Consider the following 21,507-nt stretch of genomic DNA (forward strand, 5'->3'; position numbering starts at 1 on the left):
GGCACTGCTAGGCTAAAAGCATGATCGTTATCACGATCAGAAGTCTGCGGGAGCTGTTCAATGTCCAAACCTGGGGTATTAGGCCGCAAGTTATTGCTGGCTATTCTGCTTTGCAGCTCCCTAGTGACCTTGTTGATGACGGGGTTTATCCTGTGGCGAGATTACCAGCGTGAAGTGTCTTTTTCTCGCCAAGCCGTCGAGCATATTCGCTTAACCTACCTTGAATCCGTTGCCATCAGTTTATGGAATATGGATGAAACCCAGCTGGCGGCCCAGGTCGATGGTATGGTGAACTTGCCTTATGTGGTGCAAGCGCAGGTGATTGATGACTTTGGTGCCGTTGTCAGTGCGGGCCAGCGACGTGCCAGTCAAAGCCTCGATAGTTATGAATTTGAGCTCATATTTGAAGATAAGCGCGGCCCCAGGCGACTTGGTGTGCTGGAGCTGAAGATTGATCGCGACCAAATACTGGCCGAGGTATATAACAAAGCAGTGACGATTTTAGTGTCACAAATGATTCGCACTTTATTAATCTCCACCATGATTCTGCTGTTGGTGAACCACATGGTGACCCGCCACCTCAACCGTTTGGCCGCCTGGGCGGATAACGATGATTTAAACAAAAAACCGACTTTAGAGCGCAAACATGGCAGTGAAGATGAGCTGACTCGGTTAGTACGGGCCATAGACCGACAACGCAAACGGGTGTTGAAAAGCCTAACTCAACGTGATGCTGCCAATCGTAAGCTGCAGGATCTAAACGAGACATTAGAGCAAAAGGTTGCTGAGCGCACTGAGCGGCTAACCCATGCTTTTGAGCAACTGCAGCAATCATTGGAGGATTTGCGTGATACGCAACAGCAGTTGGTGACATCGGAAAAAATGGCACAGCTGGGCAGCTTGATTGCCGGTGTCGCCCATGAATTAAATACCCCCCTAGGAACAGCATTAACGGCCCATAGCTTTGTCAAAGAGCAACTACAGCAGGGCAGTAAAGCCGAAATGGAGGAGGGACTAGAGTTACTAGAGCAAAGCCTTCAGCGCGCCATCAATATCGTTAATACCTTCAAAAGTCTGGGCGTCCAGCAGAAACATGAAGCCCGGCGCCGCTTTAGTCTGACCGAATTAGAAGAGCTGCTAGAAGAATGGGTGGCCGAATACGGAGTTGCCGATCGTATTAGTTTGCACATTGAATTGGGCGATATTTGGCTCAATACCTATTACGCCAGTTTTGTTACTGTTATTCGTGCCTTATTAGCGAACAGCATTGAGCATGGTTATCCACAAGGTGGGCCTATTGTTATACGCTTGACGGCGGGCAGTCCACAAGATAATTGGTTGATGTTGGAATATTCTGATGATGGTATCGGTATGTCAGAAGAGATACGTCAGCACGCATTTGACCCGTTTTATACCACTCGGCGTTCTAAGGGCAGCACCGGCTTGGGTTTGCACCTGGTATTTAATCTAGTAAATCAAATTCTGGCGGGTGATATTCAAGCCACTGACAAACAGCCTGGCGCCCATTTTGTGCTGACTTTGCCGATGGATGTGACCGCCGAAGAGCAATGTCAGCCACAGTCTTCCAATCCCGGTTAAGCCTGCGTTGTTGGCCGCACAGTGAGCCCACAGCCGGTCAGTATCATATCCTGCAAAAAATGCGTGATGCGCTCAACGTCCTCCAGTTCATATTGGCGTTTGTTGGAAACTTCCAGTACTTGGGTTTCAAAATCGGCGTAATGCTGTGTGGTCGACCATATCATGAAAATCAAATGCATCGGATCAACAGCGCGTAGCTTGCCCTGATCAATCCAGCTTTGAATGACAGCCGACTTTTCTTTGACCCAGTGGCGCATTTCCTGGCTTAAATGCTCTTTCAGGTGGGGAGCACCTTGAATGATTTCCATGGCGAAAATCTTAGAACCATTAGGGTTTAAATAAGACTGTTCAACTTTTACAGCAATAAACCGGCTTAACACATCGGCTGGATCGTCATCTGCAGTGATATCTTCCAGTACCGCATTCCAGCTTTGCATGATGTGATTCAACAGAGCACGGTATAAATTGGCCTTGCTCTTGAAATAATAGTGAACATTGGCTTTAGGTACTTCAGCGCGATCCGCAATGGCCTGCATGCTGGTGCCTTTAAATCCGTTACGTACGAATTCTCGCTCGGCAGCAGCTAGTATGTTTTCTTCATTGCGTTCGCGGATCTTGCCAGGTTTGTACTTTTGTGTGCTCATGATTCACTTCCTGCAACCAGTGCTGAGAATATCACATTCAAATAGTAACGGCGCCATCACCACATCGGATGGAGACCAAGGAGCAGCGAGCTGCTCCTTGGCGAACAGATTACAGGTGGGCCTTGATTATAAAGCTCACTGCATTCTGATCCTTGTCGTCATCTTCTAAGAAGTTCAGACCAAACTTGTTGTTCCAGTAGCTGTATTCCACACCCACTTTGATTTTGTTGCTGATTCCCAGAGCCGGGCCAACGTTGTAGGTAATTTGAGGGTTAAAGTGGAATTGAGCGTTCAGGTCTTCGGTTGCCGTCGAATAGTCAATGTAACCATCGATGTTGAAATTGCCCTTGTTCCAACCGTAGGTCAGTGTCAACTGATGATCATCTTCAACATTTTCGTTGTTGGCATAGAAGTAGGTCGCACTGGCGTAATTCATGCCAGGAACATTGAAGTCGGCGCCAACACCATACAGGTAGTTGTCCTGCTGGCCTGAGTTGTTGCTGGTAGAGCCAAATTCATAAGTGAAGGCGGCGTTAATGGCGCTAACAAATCCGTCCATTTTTACCACAGTAAACTTTGGTGAAAACTCACCATAAGTTTCTTTAAACTGCACACCGTCTTCTCCGGTTTCACCGACATGGCGATCTACGAAGAAGAACAAACCACCCCAGCTGTGACCTGAGGCATGCTCCAATGTCATGGTGGTGAGTTTCTCTTCTGGCACCAGCTTGTAATCTTCACCATATAAAACAGAGACACTGTTATCGGCCCAATATTGCTCGGCCTGAACCGGTGCCACCAGAGCAGCGGTTAGAACAGTACCAATGACTACTTTATTCATTACTTCTCTCTCTTACTTCAAGCTTCGGGTAGTTTGCTTTCGACACCTTCAACGTGCCAGTTCATGCCTTTCAGATCTTCATCGGATAGGTTTTGCTCTGCATTTACGCGAACGGTGCCTTGCTGATCTTTAATAGGGCCGGTAAATACCTGGATCTCACCGGCTTTTAACTGAGCTTTTTTATTCTTTACCAGATCCTGTACATCGGCAGGAATGGCAGGGTTGAAGGGGGCAATATCAGTGACACCCTCTTTTATGCCATACCACAGGCTTTGTGATTCCCAGTTGCCTTGCATAACGGCTTCGGCCTTCGCTATGTATAGCGGTGCCCAGTTGTGTACCGTAGAAGTCAGGTGTGCTTTTTTGCCATAGGCTGACATATCGGTGTGATAGCCAATGGCATATTTGCCGTTCGCTTCTGCGGCCTGAATGACGGCGGCGGAATCTGTGTGCTGGGTTAATACGTCGGCGCCTTGCAGCATCAGGGTTTCTGCGGCTTCACGCTCTTTAGCTGGGTCATACCAGCTGCTGATCCAGATGACTTTTACTTTCACATCTGGATTCACTTCACGTGCACCTTTGGTAAAGGCATTAATACCACGGACTACTTCTGGGATTGGGAAAGAGGCGACATAACCAAGAGTGTTGCTTTTGGTCATGCTGCCAGCCACCAGGCCAGTCAGATAACGGCCCTGATAGGCTCTAGCCATATAGTTGCCGACGTTTTTACCTTGCTTATAGCCGGTAGCGTGCTCAAATTTTACCTTGGGAAATTTGCGCGCCACTTTCAAGGTCGGGTTCATATAGCCAAATGAGGTGGTGAAAATCAGCTCATTGCCTTTTTGCGCTAGGTTGCGAATGACTCGTGCAGAGTCAGCACCTTCCGCGACACTTTCAACATAAGTTGTTTTAACTTTATCGCCAAACTTCTCTTCAACTGCTTTACGTGCTGCATCGTGGCCATAGCTCCAGCCGGCATCACCCACAGGGCCAACATAAACAAAGCCAATGTTCAGTGGTTCGGCTTGTGCCACGCTGGCGGCAACCGCCAGGCTTGCAGCCGCCATCAATTTCTTGATCGTCATGTGCTTCTCCTTCCTCATTAACTCATTGGCCGATAGGGGCGACCGATGGATTTTGGTGCGCTCAAGCGGGTTTTAATGGCATCGCTAGATAGCCATACCAACACCACTATGGTCGCAACATACGGCAACATCGCCATAATATTGGGCGGTACTTCAAAGCGTGTGCCTTGCAGTACCAGGTGTAAAATACTGGCAAAACCAAACAAATACGCGCCGAGCAAAATACGCTCGGCCTTCCAGCTGGCAAAGACCACCAGTGCTAACGCAATCCATCCGCGACCTGCTGACATACCTTCAGACCACATGGGGGTATACACCAGAGATAAATACGCGCCGGCTAATCCGGTCATGGCACCACCAAACAGTACTGCCATATAGCGAATGGCCTGCACATTGATACCAATGGCATTGGCGGCTTCGGGATTTTCGCCGACAGCGCGGATTTGCAAGCCTAGGCGGCTAGAGTGAAATAGCCAGAACACTACAGCAAACAGTATTAACGCGACGTATACCAATGGGTCGTGCTGGAACAGCACCTTGCCAATAACCGGGATGTCGCTTAATAGAGGTATCGCCAATGGCTGCATGCCTTCAAGGCCAATACCGACATAACTAGTGCCCAAAAAGGCGCTTAAACCGGTGCCAAAAATTGTCAGGGCAAGGCCGGTAGCCACCTGGTTTGAGGCTAGGCTGATGGCCAAAAAACCAAACAGCAAAGCCATTAACATGCCAGCGGCAATGGCAAACCAAACGGCGATAAACAAGCTGCCGGTGAGGCTGGCAGCGATAAAACCAATCACGGCACCCATCAATAACATGCCTTCTTGGCCTAGGTTTAACACGCCGGATTTTTCACACACCATTTCGCCCAGAGCAATCAATATTAGCGGTGTTCCGGTGCGAATGGTGGCAAATAGAATATTGGTAATCAGATCGATATCCATAGAATCAGGCCTGGCTCACTGAAGTCGAGGGAAGTTTGCTGGGAACAATGCGATAAGCAATTAACAGGTCTGTTGCCAGTAGGAAAAACAGCAACATACCTTGGAAAAGACCGGTTAAAGATTTAGGCAAGGCCATTTCAATTTGCACCATCTCCCCCCCCATAAAGGTGAGTGCCAGCAGCATGGAGGCCAATAAAATTCCTAGCGGCTGCATACGTCCAAGAAACACCACAATAATGGCGGCGTAGCCGTACCCCGGGGAGACTTGCGGCACCAGCTGGCCTAGTGGCCCGGTGACTTCAGCGACGCCAGCCAGTCCTGCCAGGGCGCCACACAACAATAATGCAAACCAAGTTAGACGCTGATCTTTAAAGCCAGCATAACGGGCAGCTTTTGCATCTTCACCCAGAACGCGGATTTGATAACCAATCCAACTACGTGACATCAATGTCCAAATCGCAACCATGGCCAGCAGGGCAAACAAAATCGAAATGTTTAAACGATAATCGTCGCTGAACACAGGTAATAAGGTGGCGTCGGCAAACAGAGCCGATTCTGGAAAATTAAAACCGTCGGGATCTTTTAACGGCCCGTGCACGCCATACAGCAAGGCGTTTAAAGCGATGTAGTTAAGCATAATGGTGGTCAGAATTTCATTGGCGTTAAAGCGGGTTTTCAGCCAGGCTGCTAGGCCTGCCCAGGCCAAACCACTCAGCGTGCCAGCCAATAAAATCGGTACCAGAGCCCAGCGGCTGTCGCTATCAAGGAACTGCAGCGCTGCCATGCTGCCGCCCAAAGCACCCATGATGAATTGGCCTTCAGCGCCAATATTCCAGATTTTTGCACGGAAGCAGACGGTCAAACCCATGGCGCACAGCAGCAGAGGCGCCACTTTTATGCCCAGCTCGGTCCAGCCATAGACGCTGGTTAGAGGGGCAATAAAAAAGGTATGCAGGGCTCCCAAAGGATCGTGGCCGAGAAAAACAAATAAGATGGCGCCGCACGATAAAGTTAACGCGATGGCAATCAAAGGCGATAAATAGGCCATTAAGCGCGAATCGGAAGGGCGCTTTTCCAGTTTAAGCATGGCTTAACTCCTGTGGCTGATCACTGCTTCCGTTATCAAATTGACCTGCCATCCATTGGCCGAGTTGTTCAATGGATACATCCTGGGTGGCTGCGAGTGGCGATAACTGGCCATCGCAGATAGCACCGATGCGGTCGCTGATTTGATACAGCTCATCAATATCTTCAGAAATCACCAAAATGGCTGCACCTTGATCGCGCAGTTGAATAAGCGCGTGGCGAATTAAGATAGCTGCGCCAATATCAACACCCCAGGTCGGGTGAGAGCAGACTAAAAATTTAGGCTGTTGCTCGATTTCTCGGCCAATAATAAATTTTTGCAAATTTCCGCCCGACAGGCTTTTGGCCTGGGCATCTTCATTGGCACATTTAACGTTGTAGCGATCGATAATGTCGCGCGCAAAGGTGCGCACGGCATCATATTGAATCCATCCCTTGCGCTTAAGCTGGCGGTGACTGGCACTGAGTAATGCATTATCAACCAACGACATATCGGGCACAGCACCGCGTCCCAGGCGTTCTTCTGGCACAAAGGCAAAACCCAGTTGACGGCGCTGATCCGGGCTGAGCTTTTCTATCGCTTGGCCGTGTAAATGAATAGAGCCGCTGTCTTGCTGTTCTTCACCTGACAGCAGTCCCATCAGTTCATCCTGGCCATTGCCAGCGACCCCGGCGATGCCAAGGATTTCACCAGCTTTGACCTGTAACGACAAATTCTGCAGCGTTACACCAAAAGGATCGTGTGGGCGATAACAGAGATTATCTGCATGCAGCGCTAGTTCGCCGCCTTGGGCTTTGGCGTAGTTCTCGCTCAGGGGCGTATCGTTGCCAACCATCATGCGCGCCAGCTCAGTGCTGGTGGTGTGCTGAGGGTTGCAGTGGCCGGTGACTTTACCGTGGCGTAACACGGTAGCAGCGGTGCACAGTTCCACCACTTCATCCAGTTTGTGGGATATAAATAAGATCGAGCAGCCTTCGTCGGCTAGGGTTTTTAGCGTTTTAAACAGTTGCTGGACTTCTTGCGGCGTCAGCACTGAAGTGGGCTCATCGAGAATCAGCAGCTCAATGTCCTGTAACAGACAGCGCACAATTTCTACTCGCTGCTGCTCCCCCACAGATAAGGTATGTACCAACCGCTGAGGGTCGAGGGCCATGCCATAATGCTCGGACACTTCGCTAATGCGTTGCTGCAGTGCCGGCATATCTTTGGCCTGCTCAGGCGGCAGGCCGAGAGCGATGTTCTCGGCAACGGTCAGGGTTTCAAACAAGGAAAAGTGTTGAAACACCATGCCTATGCCCAGCTGGCGAGCGTGGGCGGGCCCCCGGATCGTTTGTGCCTGTCCATGCCACAGTAACTGACCGGCATCCGGTGCGATCACCCCATAAATAATTTTCATTAGGGTGCTTTTGCCGGCGCCATTTTCCCCGAGCAGGGCATGAATCTCGCCTTGTTGAACCTTTAATTCAACGGCGTCATTGGCGATACATCCTGGGTAGGCCTTGGTGATGCCTGTCAGGTGTAAACGATCGCTGGAACTCACAGTGAAACCTCGGTTGATAAAGCTGACCAGTTGGCCAGTCTTAGCAATTAGTTTGCCACTGCGAAAAATCCACCATTTGGGATATGATAAAACACACCTGACTAAATGGTCAGATTTTTGCAGGGTCTTGTTTACAAGACCGCTGCAAACCGGAAGATTGCGGGCTGCGAGCGGGCCCGAAAAACGGCCGCCATGATACGCTATTTCAAAGGCGAAGCGGCAAAAAAAGGTGAACGCGTGATTCGATTTAATCTCAACGGTCAGTGGGTAGAAGATGCTCATGCTGATCCGCAATGGACCATCCTGCGTTACCTGCGCACCCAAATGGCGCAGGTGGATGTGAAGGAAGGCTGTGCCGGAGGTGACTGTGGCGCCTGCACTGTGATGGTGATCAAGGCATCGCCAGACGGGCCTGTCTATCTGACCATCAATAGTTGCATTGCCTTGCTCGCCAGTGTGCAAGATGCCTATGTGATCACGCCCCAGGGGCTGTCGCAAAACGGCAGTTTGCACCCAGCGCAACAAGCCTTGATTGATCACCATGGTTCCCAATGTGGCTTTTGCACGCCAGGCTTTGTGATGTCGATGGCGGCGCTGTATCAGCAGCAATGGCAAGGGCAAGAATCTAGTGCGCTTGTCCAGCCAGTCAGTAATGAAGCTAAGGCTCCTTGGCCTGTGCCGAACGATGAAGTCATTCATGCCGCTATTTCTGGCAACTTATGCCGCTGTACTGGCTATCGCCCTATTGTCGATGCCGCCCGAGCAATGGCTGACTATCCGCCGCCAAATACTGACGTTGTTGTCAGCTTTGACCCGAAAGAGATGAAAGTCGACGACAGTTGCGAATTATCAGCCTTAATGCAGCAAGGCCAGCGTCGGTTATTTTTACCGACGACAGAAAGTCAGCTGATTAAATTATTGCAGCAATACCCTCAGGCGCTGTTGTGGGCCGGTGGAACGGATTTAGGATTGGAAATTTCGCAGCGATTTCGTCAGTTCGACACCATCATTGCTTTGCAGCACATAGCCAGTCTTAATCAGGCGGAAGAGCTCGAGCAGCAGTGGGTGTTGGGAGCTGGCGTAACTTATAGCCAAGCAGAGTTATTATTGGCTAACGACTTTCCCGCCTTTACTCAATTACTGCATCGCATTGGCTCTCGCCAGATTCGAAATATGGGCACGTTAGGCGGCAACATCGTGAATGCCTCTCCTATCGGTGACACTCCACCTGTGCTGTTGGCATTGGAAGCCGAGTTGGAAATTGATGGCATCTATGGCCGCCATCGCATGGCTGCCAACGACTTCTTTACCGGTTACAAGCAAACCCGTCTGCGCCAGGGAGAATACCTGCGCGCGATCTACCTGCCGAAACTGACGGCTGGGCAAACATTAAACTGTTTCAAAGTGTCCAAACGCTACGATGATGATATCTCTGCAGTGATGCTAGCGGCCTGGGTTGAGCGCAACGACGATCAGATTGTTGATGTGCGCATTGCTTGTGGTGGTATGGCGGCAACGCCTAAGCGTGCTTATCAGGTTGAGCAGGGGTTGCGCCAGCAGCCTTGGAGTGAAGCGACCATGAGGCAGGCCGCGGCAGACGTTAGCCTGGATTATCAGCCCATCGATGATGTTCGCGCCAGCAGCCAGTATCGCATTCAGTTGGTGCAAAACTTGTTGGTTAAAATTTGGGCCGAGCAGGAGGGGGTGGCATGAATTATCAGTCATCGCGGTTGGCAACGGCCAGTGAGCGTCGTCAACGTCCGGCCAAAGGCGGTCGTGGTCATTCTCAGGCCCACGACAGCGCCCACAAGCACGTTACGGGCGAGGCTCAGTATATCGACGATATGCCCGAGTTGGCGCGTACCTTACATGTGGCGGTGGGCAAAAGTCAGATCAGTTGCGGAGTGATCCGTGACATTGATTTAACGGCTGTGCGGGCTGCAGAGGGAGTCGTCGACGTCATAACCCTTAACGACGTACCGGGTGAAAAAGACATTGGCCCAGTGTTTAAAGGCGATCCATTGCTGGCCGATGGGCGGGTTGAATTTCATGGCCAGCCAATTTTTGCCGTTGCTGCCCACAGCTTTGAGCAAGCCAAGCGCGCTGTGCAACTGGCACAGATAGACTACCAGGAAGAAATTCCCATTTTAACCATCGCCGATGCACTGCGGCAAAACGCCTTTGTTCGTCCTGCCCATACCATGCAAAAAGGAAACGTGACAGAGGCGCTAAGCCAGGCACCTAAGGTGTTGCATGGCAGCTTGTACAATAAAGGGCAAGAGCACTTTTACCTCGAAGGGCAAGTGAGTTACGTGGTGCCGGTGGAAGACGGTGGTATGAAGGTTTACACCTCTAGCCAGCACCCCAGTGAAGTGCAAAAACTGGTGGCAGAAGTATTAGATTTACCGATTAATTTGGTGCAAACCGAAGTACGCCGTATGGGCGGAGGCTTTGGTGGCAAAGAAACCCAGGCCGCACCTTGGGCGTGTCTGGCAGCCGTTTTTGCAAATCGAGTAAAGCGCCCCATCAAAATTCGTCTGGATCGCCAAGACGATATGGTGATGACAGGTAAGCGCCATGATTTTTCTGGCCGTTACCAAGTGGGCTTTGATGAACAAGGAAAATTATTGGCAGCAGATATAGAGCTGGCTGGTAAATGTGGTTTTTCTCCTGATTTATCCGATGCTATCGTCGATCGCGCCATGTTTCATATCGACAATGCCTACCATTATCCGGCCATGCGAGTGATTGGCCATCGTTGTAAAACCAATACAGTATCGAATACTGCGTTTCGTGGCTTTGGTGGCCCACAGGGCATGTTGATAGGTGAAGGCATATTGGATGACGTGGCCAGGGCCGTTGGCCGTGATCCTTTGCAGGTGCGACTAGAAAATATCTATCAAACTGGTCAATACACTCACTATGGGCAATGTATCGAGCATTTCCCTATGGCTGAGTTGATGACTGAACTGGCACAGCAAAGTCGATACGAGCAGCGCCGTGAAGAGATTACGGACTTTAATAATAAACACCGTTTTAAAAAGCGCGGTCTGGCATTAACGCCGGTTAAGTTTGGTATTTCGTTTACTGTGCAGTTTTTAAATCAGGCCGGTGCCTTGGTACATATTTACACCGATGGCTCAATCCATGTTAATCATGGTGGTACCGAAATGGGCCAAGGGCTGTTTGTTAAAGTGGCACAAATTGTTGCCAGCGAGTTTGATGTGGATATCGATACGGTTCAGGTATCGGCCACGGCCACCGATAAGGTACCGAATACCTCACCCACTGCGGCGTCGTCAGGTACAGACTTAAACGGTAAAGCTGCACAAAATGCCTGCTTAACTATTAAATCGCGATTGTTGGATTTTGCTGAACAGCACTATGGTGTGGGCCGGGATGCGCTGCGTTTTGAGCAGAATCATTTAGTAGTGCAAGGTGATAGCGAGCAATGGGTGGCCTTTAGCGACTTTATTATGCTGGCGTACCAGGCTCGCGTTTCGCTATCATCGACGGGTTTTTACAGTACCCCTAAAATTCATTATGACCGTGATTCAGCAACAGGGCGGCCGTTTTTCTACTACGCTCTGGGGGCTTCGTGCAGTGAAGTCGAAGTCGATACCTTAACCGGTGAGTATCGAATCATCCGCACCGATATTTTGCACGATGCCGGCCGTTCGTTGAATCCTGCCATTGATATCGGTCAGATTGAAGGCGGATTTGTACAGGGCATGGGCTGGTTAACGACGGAAGAACTGAGCTGGGATGACGAAGGTCGGTTAACGTCCAATGCCGCTGCCAATTATAAAATCCCCACCTCAATAGACGTACCTGAACTGCAGGTAACCTTGTGGCAACGCGACAATGAAGAAGACACTATTTATCGCTCAAAAGCTGTGGGTGAGCCGCCACTGATGCACGGTATTTCGGTTTGGTGTGCCTTGCGCGATGCAGCCGCCAGTGTGGCCAATTATCAAATAAATCCGCCACTGGATACGCCAGCGACACCAGAGCGAGTGTTGGCAGCCATACGTTACTGTCAGGAGCATAGCGATGAGCATGGCTGCTGAGTCTTGGCATGAAGCTCTGCACCGTTGTGAGCGTCAGGGCCACAGCTATGTGTTGATGACGGTGCTGGGCACGGCGGGATCTATTCCACGAGATGTGGGCAGCAAGATGCTGGTCACGGCCGAGCATCAATACGACACCATTGGCGGCGGCGAGTTGGAATTTCAATTAATTCAACGAGCACGACAGCTGCTCTTGGGCCATGAAAGCAGCCAACAATTGCTGAACATGCCGTTGGCCGCAAAAGCCGGGCAATGCTGTGGTGGCAGCGTCAGTGTTTTATTGGAATGTCGAATATCGGCCTATGCACCCGTTGCAATTTTCGGTGCCGGACACGTAGCCCAGGCATTGGTGACGGTATTAACACAATTACCTGGCCCGCTACGCTGGATCGATAATCGCGCTGATATGGTGGATCAAGCCAATGGGATGGTGGGTCAGAAAATATCCTGTGAATGGCACAGTGATCCTATCGCCCAAATGCGTTCCCTGCCCGCTGCTACTCGTGTGGTGATTGTTACTCACAACCACCAGCTCGATTACGATTTATTAAGTGCTGCTATAGAGCACGGCCAATTGGAATATATCGGCTGCATCGGTTCTGAGACCAAAGCCCAGCGTTTCGCTATGCGCCTGGCCTATGATGGTTTTTCTGATGAGGCCATTGACGCTATTCGTATGCCGATTGGCCACGCTGATATTCAGGGTAAATTGCCAATGGAAGTGGCGATATCCATCTGTGCCGAGCTAATGACGTTATCGACAAGCTCGAGCCCAACGCGCAGCTTACGTCAAGGCATTCACTGGAAGCAGCTCAAGGCTGCGTTAACACCGGCAACGGATAATAAACCTACCCAAGCACAACAACCCAATATCATCGCAGGAGAAGAATAACTATGGCACAGGCCGTTGCACAGCATCCGTATCAGCAATGGGTGGATCTAGCCTCCCGTCGCTTGGGTGGGCAAGTACTCGATTGTAGTGATGACTTTTTCGCGGAAATGGAAAACCTGATCAAAGCCAGTGAGCCTGTGTTTATTGCAGATAAATACACGGATCGTGGTAAATGGATGGATGGTTGGGAAAGTCGGCGTAAGCGTCTTAAAACCCTACCTTCCGGAGAGCTGGAGGATGGTTTTGACTGGGCTATTTTAAAACTAGGTGCCACTGGGGTTATTCGTGGTTTTAATGTGTGCACCCGATTTTTTGCTGGCAATGCACCGCAGCAAGTGAAAATCGAAGCGTGCCAAAGTCACACGAACCCAGACCAGGATACTCAGTGGACTGTTATCGTTGACCGTCAAGATGTGCAGCCTGATAGCGATAATTTTATTGATTGCAGCAGTGAACAGGGCTGGAGCCATTTGAGACTGACCATGTATCCCGACGGTGGCATCGCACGCTTACGAGTTTATGGGCAGGCACAGATGGATGATCACTGGCGTTTGCCGGGTGAGCCGATTGACTTGGCTTATGTCAAAAATGGTGCTCGCCCCTTGGCTTGCAGTGATATGTTCTTTAGTGACATGAACAATCTGATTATGCCAGATCGTGGTTTTAATATGGGGGATGGCTGGGAAACCAAGCGCCGTCGTGGAGGCCGGGAATACGACTGGGTTATTATAAAACTGGCAACACCAGGCAATATTGCGCGAGTGTTGGTTGATACGGCACATTTTAAAGGCAACTTCCCGGATGGTTTTGCCCTGCACGGTATTTATTCGTCGACCGATCCTGATGAAGGCGCTGATTGGCAAACCATTATTGAACGCCAAGGGTTAACGGCTGATGCCGAACATGGCTATCTCGATGAAATTCAAACTGCCCAGCAGTGCTTTACCCATGTGAAGTTGTTGATGTACCCCGACGGTGGCATCAGTCGTTTGCGTGTCTGGGGCTATCCAGAGCAGGAATTGTCATGATGACGTTGGATGAATTTAATCAACTCGGCAGTAGTGACGCGGGGGAGCAGCTGAGCCGTTGCTGCGCGGCTCAGCGTTGGGTTGACAAGATGTTAAGTCAGCGTCCTTTTGCCAGTGTTGAGGATATTTGCCAACAAGCTCAACAAATTTGGCAAACACTGGATGAAGCCGATTATTTACAGGCGTTTGCCGCGCATCCAAAGATTGGTGATGTTGACTCGCTGCGAGAAAAATATGCCAGTACTAAGGCGCTAGCGGCAGGCGAGCAAAGCGGCGCACAGTATGCCAGTGATGAAACGTTAGAGAGGCTGGCAGCTGGAAATCATGCCTATGAAGATAAGTTTGGTTTTATTTTTATAGTCTTCGCCACTGGTAAAAGTGCCGAGCAAATGTTAGCGCTGCTGGAGCAGCGATTGAACAATAGTCGCGCTGAAGAAATCGCCAATGCGGCCGCTAATCAACAGCAAATAACGGACTTGCGCCTGCGTAAGTTATTGGGGGAAAGCTGATATGAAAAGTGTGATAACCACTCACATTCTCGATACCCACCGAGGACGACCTGCCGCTGGTGTCGACGTAAGCCTGTACCAATGGCAGCAGCAAAGCTGGCAATTGATGGCGCAAGCACAAACCGATGACGATGGTCGTATTACTGACTGGTTAGGCGAGCGTCAGCGAGAGCAGGGCCTATATCGTCTGGTGTTTTCGACCCAGGACTATTTTTCGCGTTATGAACTCAGCAGCTTATATCCACAAGTGGAAATTCATTTCCAAATAGATGACGCCAGTGAGCACTACCATATTCCGTTATTATTGAGTGCTAATGGCTATTCCACTTATCGGGGGTCCTAGTGACGCATCTTGTTCTGACGCCGCAGCCGATTACGGCCCAGGCGTTTGCACCTTTTGGCGAGCTGATTCAGACGCAGGAAACCCCATTGCTGATCAACGAAGGCACGACGGAACGTCATCATGCCCTGTCTTCTGTTGAGGTCGGTGAGCAGGGCAATGCCATTATTAATATTTTCCGTGCACAGCCTCGAACCCTGCCTATGGCAATAACTATGATGGAACGCCATCCGCTTGGAAGTCAGGCATTTTTGCCGACGGATGATACGCCTTATTTGGTGCTGGTGTGCCTGGGAGAGCAGCAGCCTGAGCCTGATACTCTGATGTTATTTATGGCTCAGGGGGTGGGTATCAATTATCGGGCCGGATGCTGGCACCATCCTCTATTGGCACTGAACAAGGTTTGTGATTTTTGGGTGGTTGACCGACAGGGGCCAGGCAATAACCTGGAAGAAGCCTGGTTTGATACCGCCCTTAGTATTGAGTTATCAGATCCGCGCTTAATGGACGGGGCGGTGGCAGAGCACATGAGTAAAAGAGACGAGCTATGAATGTTAAGGCCCAGCGTGGCGCAGTATTGCACTGCTTGGATGAAAATACTCCACAATATTTTGCTGACGGTGCACTGGTCACTGACGCTGACAGCGGAACAATTTTGGCAGTGGGGGATGCAGCCGAGGTGCTGGCACAGTTTCCGCAAGCGGATGTAAGCAATCATGAGCAGGCGTTGATTTGCCCAGGTTTCATCGATACCCATATCCATTATCCACAAGTTGATGTGATTGCTTCATACGGTGAACAGCTGCTGGATTGGCTGAATAACTACACCTTTCCTAATGAAGGTAAGTTTGCTGATCGACAGCACGCAGAAGAAACCGCAGAGTTTTTCCTGCGCGAACTGCTTAAAAATGGCACAACCACTGGCTTGGTCTTTGGCACTGTACATCCTCAGTCAGTAGATGCATTTTTTAAAGCCAGTCATGCACTGAATACTCGCATGATTTGTGGCAAAGTCATGATGGATCGCAATGCACCTGATTTTTTATGTGATGATGCTGACAGCTCCAAAGCCGATAGCCAGGCGTTGATTGACCGCTGGCATGGTCAGGGGCGTCAGCTGTACGCCATAACGCCGCGCTTTGCTATTACCTCGACACCAGAGCAGCTGGCTGCAGCGGGCGAGCTGCTGGCGGCTAATCCTGGTGTCTATATGCAAACTCACTTGTCAGAAAATCTGGACGAAATTGCCTTTGTTAAAGAGCTGTTTCCAGAGCGTAAAAATTATTTGGATGTATACGATTATTATGGCTTGCTGGGGGAATACAGCACCTTTGCCCACGGTGTGCATCTAGAAGACAGCGAGTATCAGCGCTTAAGCGAAACAGGCAGTAAGATAGCTTTTTGCCCAACTTCGAACTTGTTTTTAGGTAGTGGTTTATTGCCACTGGATGATCAGCCGTTCCCCGTTGAAGTCAGCGTCGCCACCGATGTTGGTGGTGGAACCAGCTTCTCTATGTTGCAAACCATGAATGAAGCCTACAAAGTGTGCCAGTTACGTGGCAGTCGATTATCGCCGCTGCGGGCGTTTTATATGATGACCTTAGGCAATGCTCAATCACTGAAGCTGGATGACAAAATTGGTAATTTTGAAGTAGGAAAAGAAGCCGATTTTCTAGTTTTAGACTTGGCTTCAACTGAGTTGATGCGCCGGCGCCAGAGTGCGTGTTCAACGCTAGACGAGACCCTGTTCTGTCTGACCATGCTGGGCGATGATCGCAGTATTGCAGAAACCTGGGTGGCGGGGAAAAAAGCTTACAGTAAACACGAGGGCTGCTAATGGAAGCTTACTTGTTTGACTGGTTAAATCTCTTTTTTCGCTGGTTTCATGTCATTACCGGTATCGCTTGGATAGGGGCTTCTTTCTACTTTGTTTGGCTAGACTTAAGTCTGCGTGAACCACCAGAGTGGAAAAAACAGCAAGGCGTGAAAGGCGACTTGTGGGCCATCCACGGCGGCGGTTTTTATGAGGTGGCCAAATATCAGTTACAGCCGCCAGCAATGCCGACAAAACTGCACTGGTTTAAATGGGAAGCCTACACCACTTGGCTGACCGGATTCGCCTTAATGTCGGTGATGTACTACTGGGGTGCCGATCAGTACCTGATTGATCCACAAAAAATGGCGCTAAGCCAGTGGCAGGCTATTGGCATTAGCCTGGCATTTCTGATAGCGGGTTTTGTGCTCTACGAAGCCTTGATAAAAAGCCCATTACGTCAATTACCGATGGTTTTTGCCGCAGTGTTATATGCATTGCTGGTGTTGTCTGCTTGGGGGCTAGATCAGGTATTCAGCGATCGCGCTGCCTACTTGCATGTTGGCGCGTTAATTGGCTCCATTATGGCGGGCAATGTTTTGTTTGGCATTATGCCAGCTCAACGTGAGTTAGTGCGTGCAGTGCAGGCCGGAGAAACGCCGCAAGCGCATTTTGCGCTACTGGCTAAGCTGCGCTCAACACACAACAACTATCTAACACTACCGCTGATTTTTATCATGATCAGTAACCACTATCCTATGACCTATGGTCACGAGCACGGATGGTTGGTATTGGCCTTGATTGGCGCCATCGCAGCCTTTGCGCGCCACTACTTTAATCTCAAGCATCAAGACAATCATCAGCCTTGGATTTTGCTGGTAGCGGCTGTGGCACTGTTGTTGGTCATTGGCTGGATGCTGCCAAAGCCAGTTGAGCACATGAGTTCAGAGCAGCCCGTGATGAATGAGGGGCCGGCGATGGAGTTAGTGCAAGTACATTGTGGCGCCTGCCATGTGACTAAGCCCTCGCATCCTGCATTTAATGCAGCACCAGCTGGCATTATTCTGGAAAGCTGGTCTCAAGTGGAAGCGAATGCTGCTCGCATCGTTCCGGCTTTGCGTACCGGGTATATGCCGCTGGGCAATACCAGTGGTCTCACTGATGAGCAGCGCGCCCAGTTAATTGAAGCCTTGAACTAGCGCGCTATGGTTTAGGTGAAAGATCTTCGTCTTGCAGCAGCTGTTCTCGCTGTTGCAGGTACTCCTGTTCAGTCATCATGTAGCTACCCATGCACTCCTCGTACTGCTCAGGAGGAAATTCACGCATGCAGCGTGAACTTTGATTGTCCTGCATATGGCTGTAGCTACAGGCACAGCAAACAAAGGCTAGCGATAAAAGATACAGGTTATTCATGCTGCTCGTGTGACCATTACTGGCCTGGCGATAATATCACCAGGCACTGATTTCTGTTGTTTGCCTGGACGCTGTTTGCGATTGCGACGCATGGCCGCTCGATTCTGCTGTACTAAGTATTGCAACTGATCGATATAGGGCGATGTCATACAGGCTCCTTTCTGAGTATTAGCCAGATAGCACGGCAGTTTACGGCACCTGTCTGAACGCTAGCTGAACTGTCTGATTCAGTTTCGATTCATGCGCAAACTGGTATGCTGGCAGCAGTTATTTGTGGATCACCATTTTGCGAGCAATTGATCTTTATTGGCTATATGACATCTGTCACCGCTGTTCCTTGTTGCAAGGACGGTGTGCGCTGTTGTGTTTGCTGTGGTTAGGCATGTCTCCTCTAGCCTTTGCCGATAGAGAATCCGGCGATTGGGTCGAGGAGAATATTTCCCCATCGACAGAATGGGTGGAGCGGGCTTTTGTCCCCTTCACTCGTTGGATGGAAAAAGCCATTCAGGATCCTTCCCCTTCAAATCCACAAGGCGACTTTGTTAGCGAGGTTCCCGATCCTCTGCCTGTTGGTGTTATCGCCCCCAGCGAAGCAGCTCGACTGCTCACCCTGATTCAACGTGGCAAAGTACTCAGGGTGCAATGGCTGGCGTCGGAGCCGCCTGTGTATGTGCTGCGTTTATTGAGTCGTGCTGGTCGCATACAGTTGTATTACATGAACGCCAAAGATGGCACTTTGCTGGAACAGGCTCCAGCCACCCAACCATCCACGAGCCAAGGAGAAAACCATGAAGATCCTGATCGTTGAAGATGATCTCGCCTTAGGAGCGCAGCTACAACAGGGCTTAACGGGTAGCGGCGCTGACGTTACTTTAGCTAGGGATGGTCGTGATGGCTTGTTTCAGGCGTTAGAGCTGCCCTTTGATGTTGCTGTAGTCGACCTCGGGTTGCCTCAATTAGATGGTATTGAGCTGATCCGGCAATTACGAGCCAGTGGCTCTACCTTGCCGGTGCTGATTCTTACCGCTCGTGGAGGTTGGAAGTCTAAAGTTGACGGCTTAGAAGCGGGTGGTGATGACTATATGGAAAAGCCGTTTCATATCGAGGAGCTACAGGCGCGTTTGCGAGCCTTGTTACGCCGGGTGAGCGGGTATAGCAGTGAGCTGGTCTCTGGGCCTTTATGTCTGAACCTGACGACACAACAGTTTTTACTTCAGGAGCAGCCGTTGGAGTTGACGGCATTTGAACACCGAATACTGGAGTATTTACTGCGCCATAAAAATGAAGTGGTATCAAAAAGCGTGTTAACCGATTACCTGTATGAGCAGGACTTTGATCGTGACAGCAACGTTATTGAAGTATTAGTCGGGCGTTTACGGCGTAAACTTGCTAAAGCTGAAGGTTTTGCTCCCATTGCCACCTTACGTGGTCGCGGATACCGTTTTAGCGATTAATGCGACAGTCGCTGCTTGCTCGTTTATTGCTGTTTACTTTGTTGTTTTTACTGTTGCTGATGGCTGCGGTGGGCTATGTGCTGGATACGGTCTATCGGCAGGGGCAGGTGCAAGAATGGCAGCAACAGATGAAAATTCATAGCTACAACCTGCTGGCCTTGTTAGATCAAAATAATGGACAACTTGTGCTGCCCAAGCAAATGCCGGATCAACGCTTTAACCAACAAGACTCCGGTTTGTACGCTGTGATAGAGCGCGACGATCAAACAGTGTGGCGCGCTCCATCAACCATTGGACTGGGGCGATTTAGCAGTGGCTGGAGTGCAGCTGGTGACTGGCAATTCAGTCGAGCCAGTAATGGCGAACAGGAGCTCTTAGTCGCACGATTCGGCTTTGATTGGATGTCTGCTAATACTGCAGCGGGAGTCGTGACCTACAATTTGGTGTTTGCAGAAAACAGTCATCGTTTGGATCAGCAAGCCTTCGCTTTTCGTCAACAGTTATGGTCGTTGTTAGCGGAAATTGTTGTTGCATTAATGATATTGCAAGTATTGATTCTAACTTTAGGCCTGCGTCCATTGCGACGAATGAGCGATGAGCTGACGAGATTAGAACGTGGTCAGCAAGCCGTACTGAGTGATGATTACCCGAGAGAACTCAGGCCATTGATTTCGAATTTTAATCGCGTGTTAAGCTCTGAGCAGGCCCAGCGTGAAAGATATCGAAATACAGTAGCAGACGTATCACACAGTTTAAAAACGCCTTTGTCGGTACTAGGGGGCATGCTGCCACAGTTGTCATTGCCAGAGCAGCAACAGCAGGAAGTGCAGCAGCAATTGCAACGTATGGCAGATACCGTCCAGTATCAATTGCAGCGGGCAACAACCGGCAGTCGTATCAGTGCCGCTCAGCGTATTGCTGTAAAGCCAATCCTGGATTCTGTGATCTCGGCATTAAAAAAAGTGTATGCCGATAAGCAAATTAGTTGGCAGTTAAAATGTGATGACGGCTGCTTTTTTTACGGCGATGACAATGATCTAATGGAGATTGTTGGAAACCTGATTGACAATGCTTGTAAATATGGTCGCCACTCGGTGCATATCACTTTGACAAATAATCAGCAGTACTGCACCTTAACGGTTGAAGATGATGGTGCAGGAGTCCCGACCGAGCATCATGAACAGATAATGCGCCGCGGTGTGCGTTTAGATAGTCAGCAGCCAGGTCAGGGGTTTGGTCTGGCATTAGTGAAAGACATTTTGGATGCATATCAGGCACAATTAACCATCTCGCAGTCCTCTTTAGGAGGAGCGAGCTTCTCTGTGCGATGGAAGGGGGGCCAGTCCAGTGGCCGAATATAAATATAAAATATTTCAATATGTACTGGTGACGTGTGCAATGGTTTGTTTGTCTGCATGCTCCAGCGTTACAGTGCGACCTTACGGTGGAGAAAAAGACACCACCGAACCCGATTACAAAGCGAGTAAGTCATTTTACTTAGGCTGGTTGATTGGTGAACATGAAGTCAATGTTAGCGATATTTGTGGTGATCGCAGGGTCATGCAAATGCAGACGGTGAACAGCTTATCCGATCTGGTACAAAGCTTCTTTAGCGTGCTTATTTACACTCCTAGAACAGCAAAAGTTTGGTGTGAGGAGCCTGGTGCAGGTGAAACGCATGGATAAAGTCGCTTTCTTGCTTGCCGCCATTATGTTAACTGGTTGTGGCACTGTGAGATTTACGCAAGACTTGCCTGATGGTTATTCGGCTGGAGTGGCCAGTCATGAAAAATGGCATGACACTACGATCGACGGCATGGTGGAAATCAGTGAGCCGGTGAACTTGTATCAGGAGTGTCGTGGCAAGCCTTGGGCGGAAATTGAAATCGAATATACCTTTAGCAACAGCATGGTCGCGATTGCCAGCAGCAGTGTATTGAGCTTTGTGGTACCTGCTTTGTCATTTGTTAGCCCCTACACGCCTTGGGCCTATGAAATTCGATGTGGAGTTTATCAATCTCGCTAGGGCCAGTTAACACTATTTCGATCACGCTGTTATGTGCTGAAAAGCCCTCTATCAAGGCGCGAAGCAGGATGCTTAACGAGTTAAATGAAGGATGAGAAACACGGATTGAGGGGCTTTCAGCCATACCCCGAAGGGCTGGAGCCTGTTTCCCTGAGTCGTGTTATTCGTTGCTTATTTAACCGGTTAAACCACGCTCCTCATGCATCAAAAATCAGCAAAGAG

The 21,507-nt window shown here is 49.9% G+C and carries 23 protein-coding genes; 15 read left to right on the forward strand and 8 right to left on the reverse strand.

Annotated features, from left to right (window positions below; genetic code table 11):
* Positions 1 to 60 precede the first annotated feature (60 nt).
* Positions 61 to 1,599: a sensor histidine kinase gene (locus AC55FS_RS04930; protein WP_496934959.1), complete on the forward strand. Its 1,539-nt coding sequence runs from the start codon at positions 61 to 63 to the stop codon at positions 1,597 to 1,599.
* Here AC55FS_RS04930 and AC55FS_RS04935 read toward each other — a convergent pair.
* The 6 genes from AC55FS_RS04935 to AC55FS_RS04960 form a co-directional block, all read right to left on the reverse strand.
* Positions 1,596 to 2,243 carry a TetR family transcriptional regulator C-terminal domain-containing protein gene (locus AC55FS_RS04935; RefSeq protein WP_496934960.1) on the reverse strand — a complete coding sequence of 216 codons (648 nt, stop codon included), beginning with the start codon at positions 2,241 to 2,243 and terminating at the stop codon, positions 1,596 to 1,598. The genes AC55FS_RS04930 and AC55FS_RS04935 overlap by 4 nt on opposite strands.
* A gap of 109 nt (positions 2,244 to 2,352) precedes the next feature.
* On the reverse strand, positions 2,353 to 3,084 hold the full coding sequence (locus AC55FS_RS04940; RefSeq protein WP_496934961.1) for a hypothetical protein: 732 nt from the start codon (positions 3,082 to 3,084) through the stop codon (positions 2,353 to 2,355).
* A gap of 17 nt (positions 3,085 to 3,101) precedes the next feature.
* Complete coding sequence (locus AC55FS_RS04945) at positions 3,102 to 4,169, reverse strand: BMP family ABC transporter substrate-binding protein (RefSeq protein WP_496934962.1); 1,068 nt, start codon at positions 4,167 to 4,169, stop codon at positions 3,102 to 3,104.
* A gap of 17 nt (positions 4,170 to 4,186) precedes the next feature.
* Positions 4,187 to 5,113 carry an ABC transporter permease gene (locus AC55FS_RS04950; RefSeq protein WP_496934963.1) on the reverse strand — a complete coding sequence of 309 codons (927 nt, stop codon included), beginning with the start codon at positions 5,111 to 5,113 and terminating at the stop codon, positions 4,187 to 4,189.
* A gap of 4 nt (positions 5,114 to 5,117) precedes the next feature.
* Positions 5,118 to 6,200, reverse strand: a complete 1,083-nt coding sequence (locus tag AC55FS_RS04955) for an ABC transporter permease (RefSeq protein ID WP_496934964.1) — start codon at positions 6,198 to 6,200, stop codon at positions 5,118 to 5,120.
* Positions 6,193 to 7,740, reverse strand: coding sequence for an ABC transporter ATP-binding protein (locus AC55FS_RS04960; protein WP_496934965.1), 1,548 nt, complete (start codon positions 7,738 to 7,740; stop codon positions 6,193 to 6,195). Before AC55FS_RS04960 ends, AC55FS_RS04955 begins: the two co-directional genes overlap by 8 nt.
* A gap of 237 nt (positions 7,741 to 7,977) precedes the next feature.
* Here AC55FS_RS04960 and xdhA point away from each other — a divergent pair, with 237 nt between their 5' ends.
* The 9 genes from xdhA to AC55FS_RS05005 are packed head-to-tail and all read left to right on the forward strand — an operon-like array spanning position 7,978 to position 17,591.
* A complete protein-coding gene (gene xdhA, locus AC55FS_RS04965) occupies positions 7,978 to 9,453 on the forward strand; it encodes a xanthine dehydrogenase small subunit (protein ID WP_496934966.1) in 1,476 nt (491 codons plus the stop codon).
* Positions 9,450 to 11,810, forward strand: coding sequence for a xanthine dehydrogenase molybdopterin binding subunit (gene xdhB / locus AC55FS_RS04970; protein ID WP_496934967.1), 2,361 nt, complete (start codon positions 9,450 to 9,452; stop codon positions 11,808 to 11,810). The genes xdhA and xdhB overlap by 4 nt, the downstream gene beginning before the upstream one ends.
* Positions 11,794 to 12,702, forward strand: a complete 909-nt coding sequence (gene xdhC, locus AC55FS_RS04975) for a xanthine dehydrogenase accessory protein XdhC (protein ID WP_496934968.1) — start codon at positions 11,794 to 11,796, stop codon at positions 12,700 to 12,702. The genes xdhB and xdhC overlap by 17 nt, the downstream gene beginning before the upstream one ends.
* Positions 12,703 to 12,704: 2 nt before the next feature.
* Complete coding sequence (alc, locus tag AC55FS_RS04980) at positions 12,705 to 13,730, forward strand: allantoicase (protein ID WP_496934969.1); 1,026 nt, start codon at positions 12,705 to 12,707, stop codon at positions 13,728 to 13,730.
* Positions 13,727 to 14,239: a 2-oxo-4-hydroxy-4-carboxy-5-ureidoimidazoline decarboxylase gene (uraD, locus tag AC55FS_RS04985; protein WP_496934970.1), complete on the forward strand. Its 513-nt coding sequence runs from the start codon at positions 13,727 to 13,729 to the stop codon at positions 14,237 to 14,239. The genes alc and uraD overlap by 4 nt, the downstream gene beginning before the upstream one ends.
* Position 14,240: 1 nt before the next feature.
* Positions 14,241 to 14,582 (forward strand): hydroxyisourate hydrolase, encoded by a 342-nt coding sequence (gene uraH / locus AC55FS_RS04990; RefSeq protein ID WP_496934971.1) that lies wholly within the window; start codon positions 14,241 to 14,243, stop codon positions 14,580 to 14,582.
* Positions 14,582 to 15,130 carry an ureidoglycolate lyase gene (locus tag AC55FS_RS04995; protein WP_496934972.1) on the forward strand — a complete coding sequence of 183 codons (549 nt, stop codon included), beginning with the start codon at positions 14,582 to 14,584 and terminating at the stop codon, positions 15,128 to 15,130. Before uraH ends, AC55FS_RS04995 begins: the two co-directional genes overlap by 1 nt.
* Positions 15,127 to 16,416, forward strand: a complete 1,290-nt coding sequence (guaD, locus tag AC55FS_RS05000; protein ID WP_496934973.1) for a guanine deaminase — start codon at positions 15,127 to 15,129, stop codon at positions 16,414 to 16,416. Before AC55FS_RS04995 ends, guaD begins: the two co-directional genes overlap by 4 nt.
* Positions 16,416 to 17,591 (forward strand): urate hydroxylase PuuD, encoded by a 1,176-nt coding sequence (locus AC55FS_RS05005; protein WP_496934974.1) that lies wholly within the window; start codon positions 16,416 to 16,418, stop codon positions 17,589 to 17,591. Before guaD ends, AC55FS_RS05005 begins: the two co-directional genes overlap by 1 nt.
* Before the next feature lie 4 nt (positions 17,592 to 17,595).
* Here AC55FS_RS05005 and AC55FS_RS05010 read toward each other — a convergent pair whose 3' ends face one another.
* The gene (locus AC55FS_RS05010; protein ID WP_496934975.1) at positions 17,596 to 17,805 is read right to left on the reverse strand and encodes a hypothetical protein; all 210 of its coding nucleotides are present in this window, start codon (positions 17,803 to 17,805) and stop codon (positions 17,596 to 17,598) included.
* On the reverse strand, positions 17,802 to 17,954 hold the full coding sequence (locus tag AC55FS_RS05015) for a hypothetical protein (protein ID WP_496934976.1): 153 nt from the start codon (positions 17,952 to 17,954) through the stop codon (positions 17,802 to 17,804). Before AC55FS_RS05015 ends, AC55FS_RS05010 begins: the two co-directional genes overlap by 4 nt.
* A gap of 233 nt (positions 17,955 to 18,187) precedes the next feature.
* Between AC55FS_RS05015 and AC55FS_RS05020 the strand changes: the two genes are divergently transcribed.
* The 5 genes from AC55FS_RS05020 to AC55FS_RS05040 are packed head-to-tail and all read left to right on the forward strand — an operon-like array spanning position 18,188 to position 21,285.
* Positions 18,188 to 18,613, forward strand: coding sequence for a hypothetical protein (locus tag AC55FS_RS05020; RefSeq protein ID WP_496934977.1), 426 nt, complete (start codon positions 18,188 to 18,190; stop codon positions 18,611 to 18,613).
* On the forward strand, positions 18,594 to 19,259 hold the full coding sequence (locus AC55FS_RS05025) for a response regulator transcription factor (RefSeq protein ID WP_496934978.1): 666 nt from the start codon (positions 18,594 to 18,596) through the stop codon (positions 19,257 to 19,259). Before AC55FS_RS05020 ends, AC55FS_RS05025 begins: the two co-directional genes overlap by 20 nt.
* Positions 19,259 to 20,620: an ATP-binding protein gene (locus AC55FS_RS05030; RefSeq protein ID WP_496934979.1), complete on the forward strand. Its 1,362-nt coding sequence runs from the start codon at positions 19,259 to 19,261 to the stop codon at positions 20,618 to 20,620. Before AC55FS_RS05025 ends, AC55FS_RS05030 begins: the two co-directional genes overlap by 1 nt.
* Positions 20,607 to 20,945, forward strand: coding sequence for a Bor family protein (locus AC55FS_RS05035; protein ID WP_496934980.1), 339 nt, complete (start codon positions 20,607 to 20,609; stop codon positions 20,943 to 20,945). The genes AC55FS_RS05030 and AC55FS_RS05035 overlap by 14 nt, the downstream gene beginning before the upstream one ends.
* The gene (locus AC55FS_RS05040; protein WP_496934981.1) at positions 20,938 to 21,285 is read left to right on the forward strand and encodes a hypothetical protein; all 348 of its coding nucleotides are present in this window, start codon (positions 20,938 to 20,940) and stop codon (positions 21,283 to 21,285) included. Before AC55FS_RS05035 ends, AC55FS_RS05040 begins: the two co-directional genes overlap by 8 nt.
* The last annotated feature ends 222 nt before the right edge of the window (positions 21,286 to 21,507 follow it).

It is taken from the genome of Bacterioplanes sp. CLAM21, assembly GCF_059641015.1.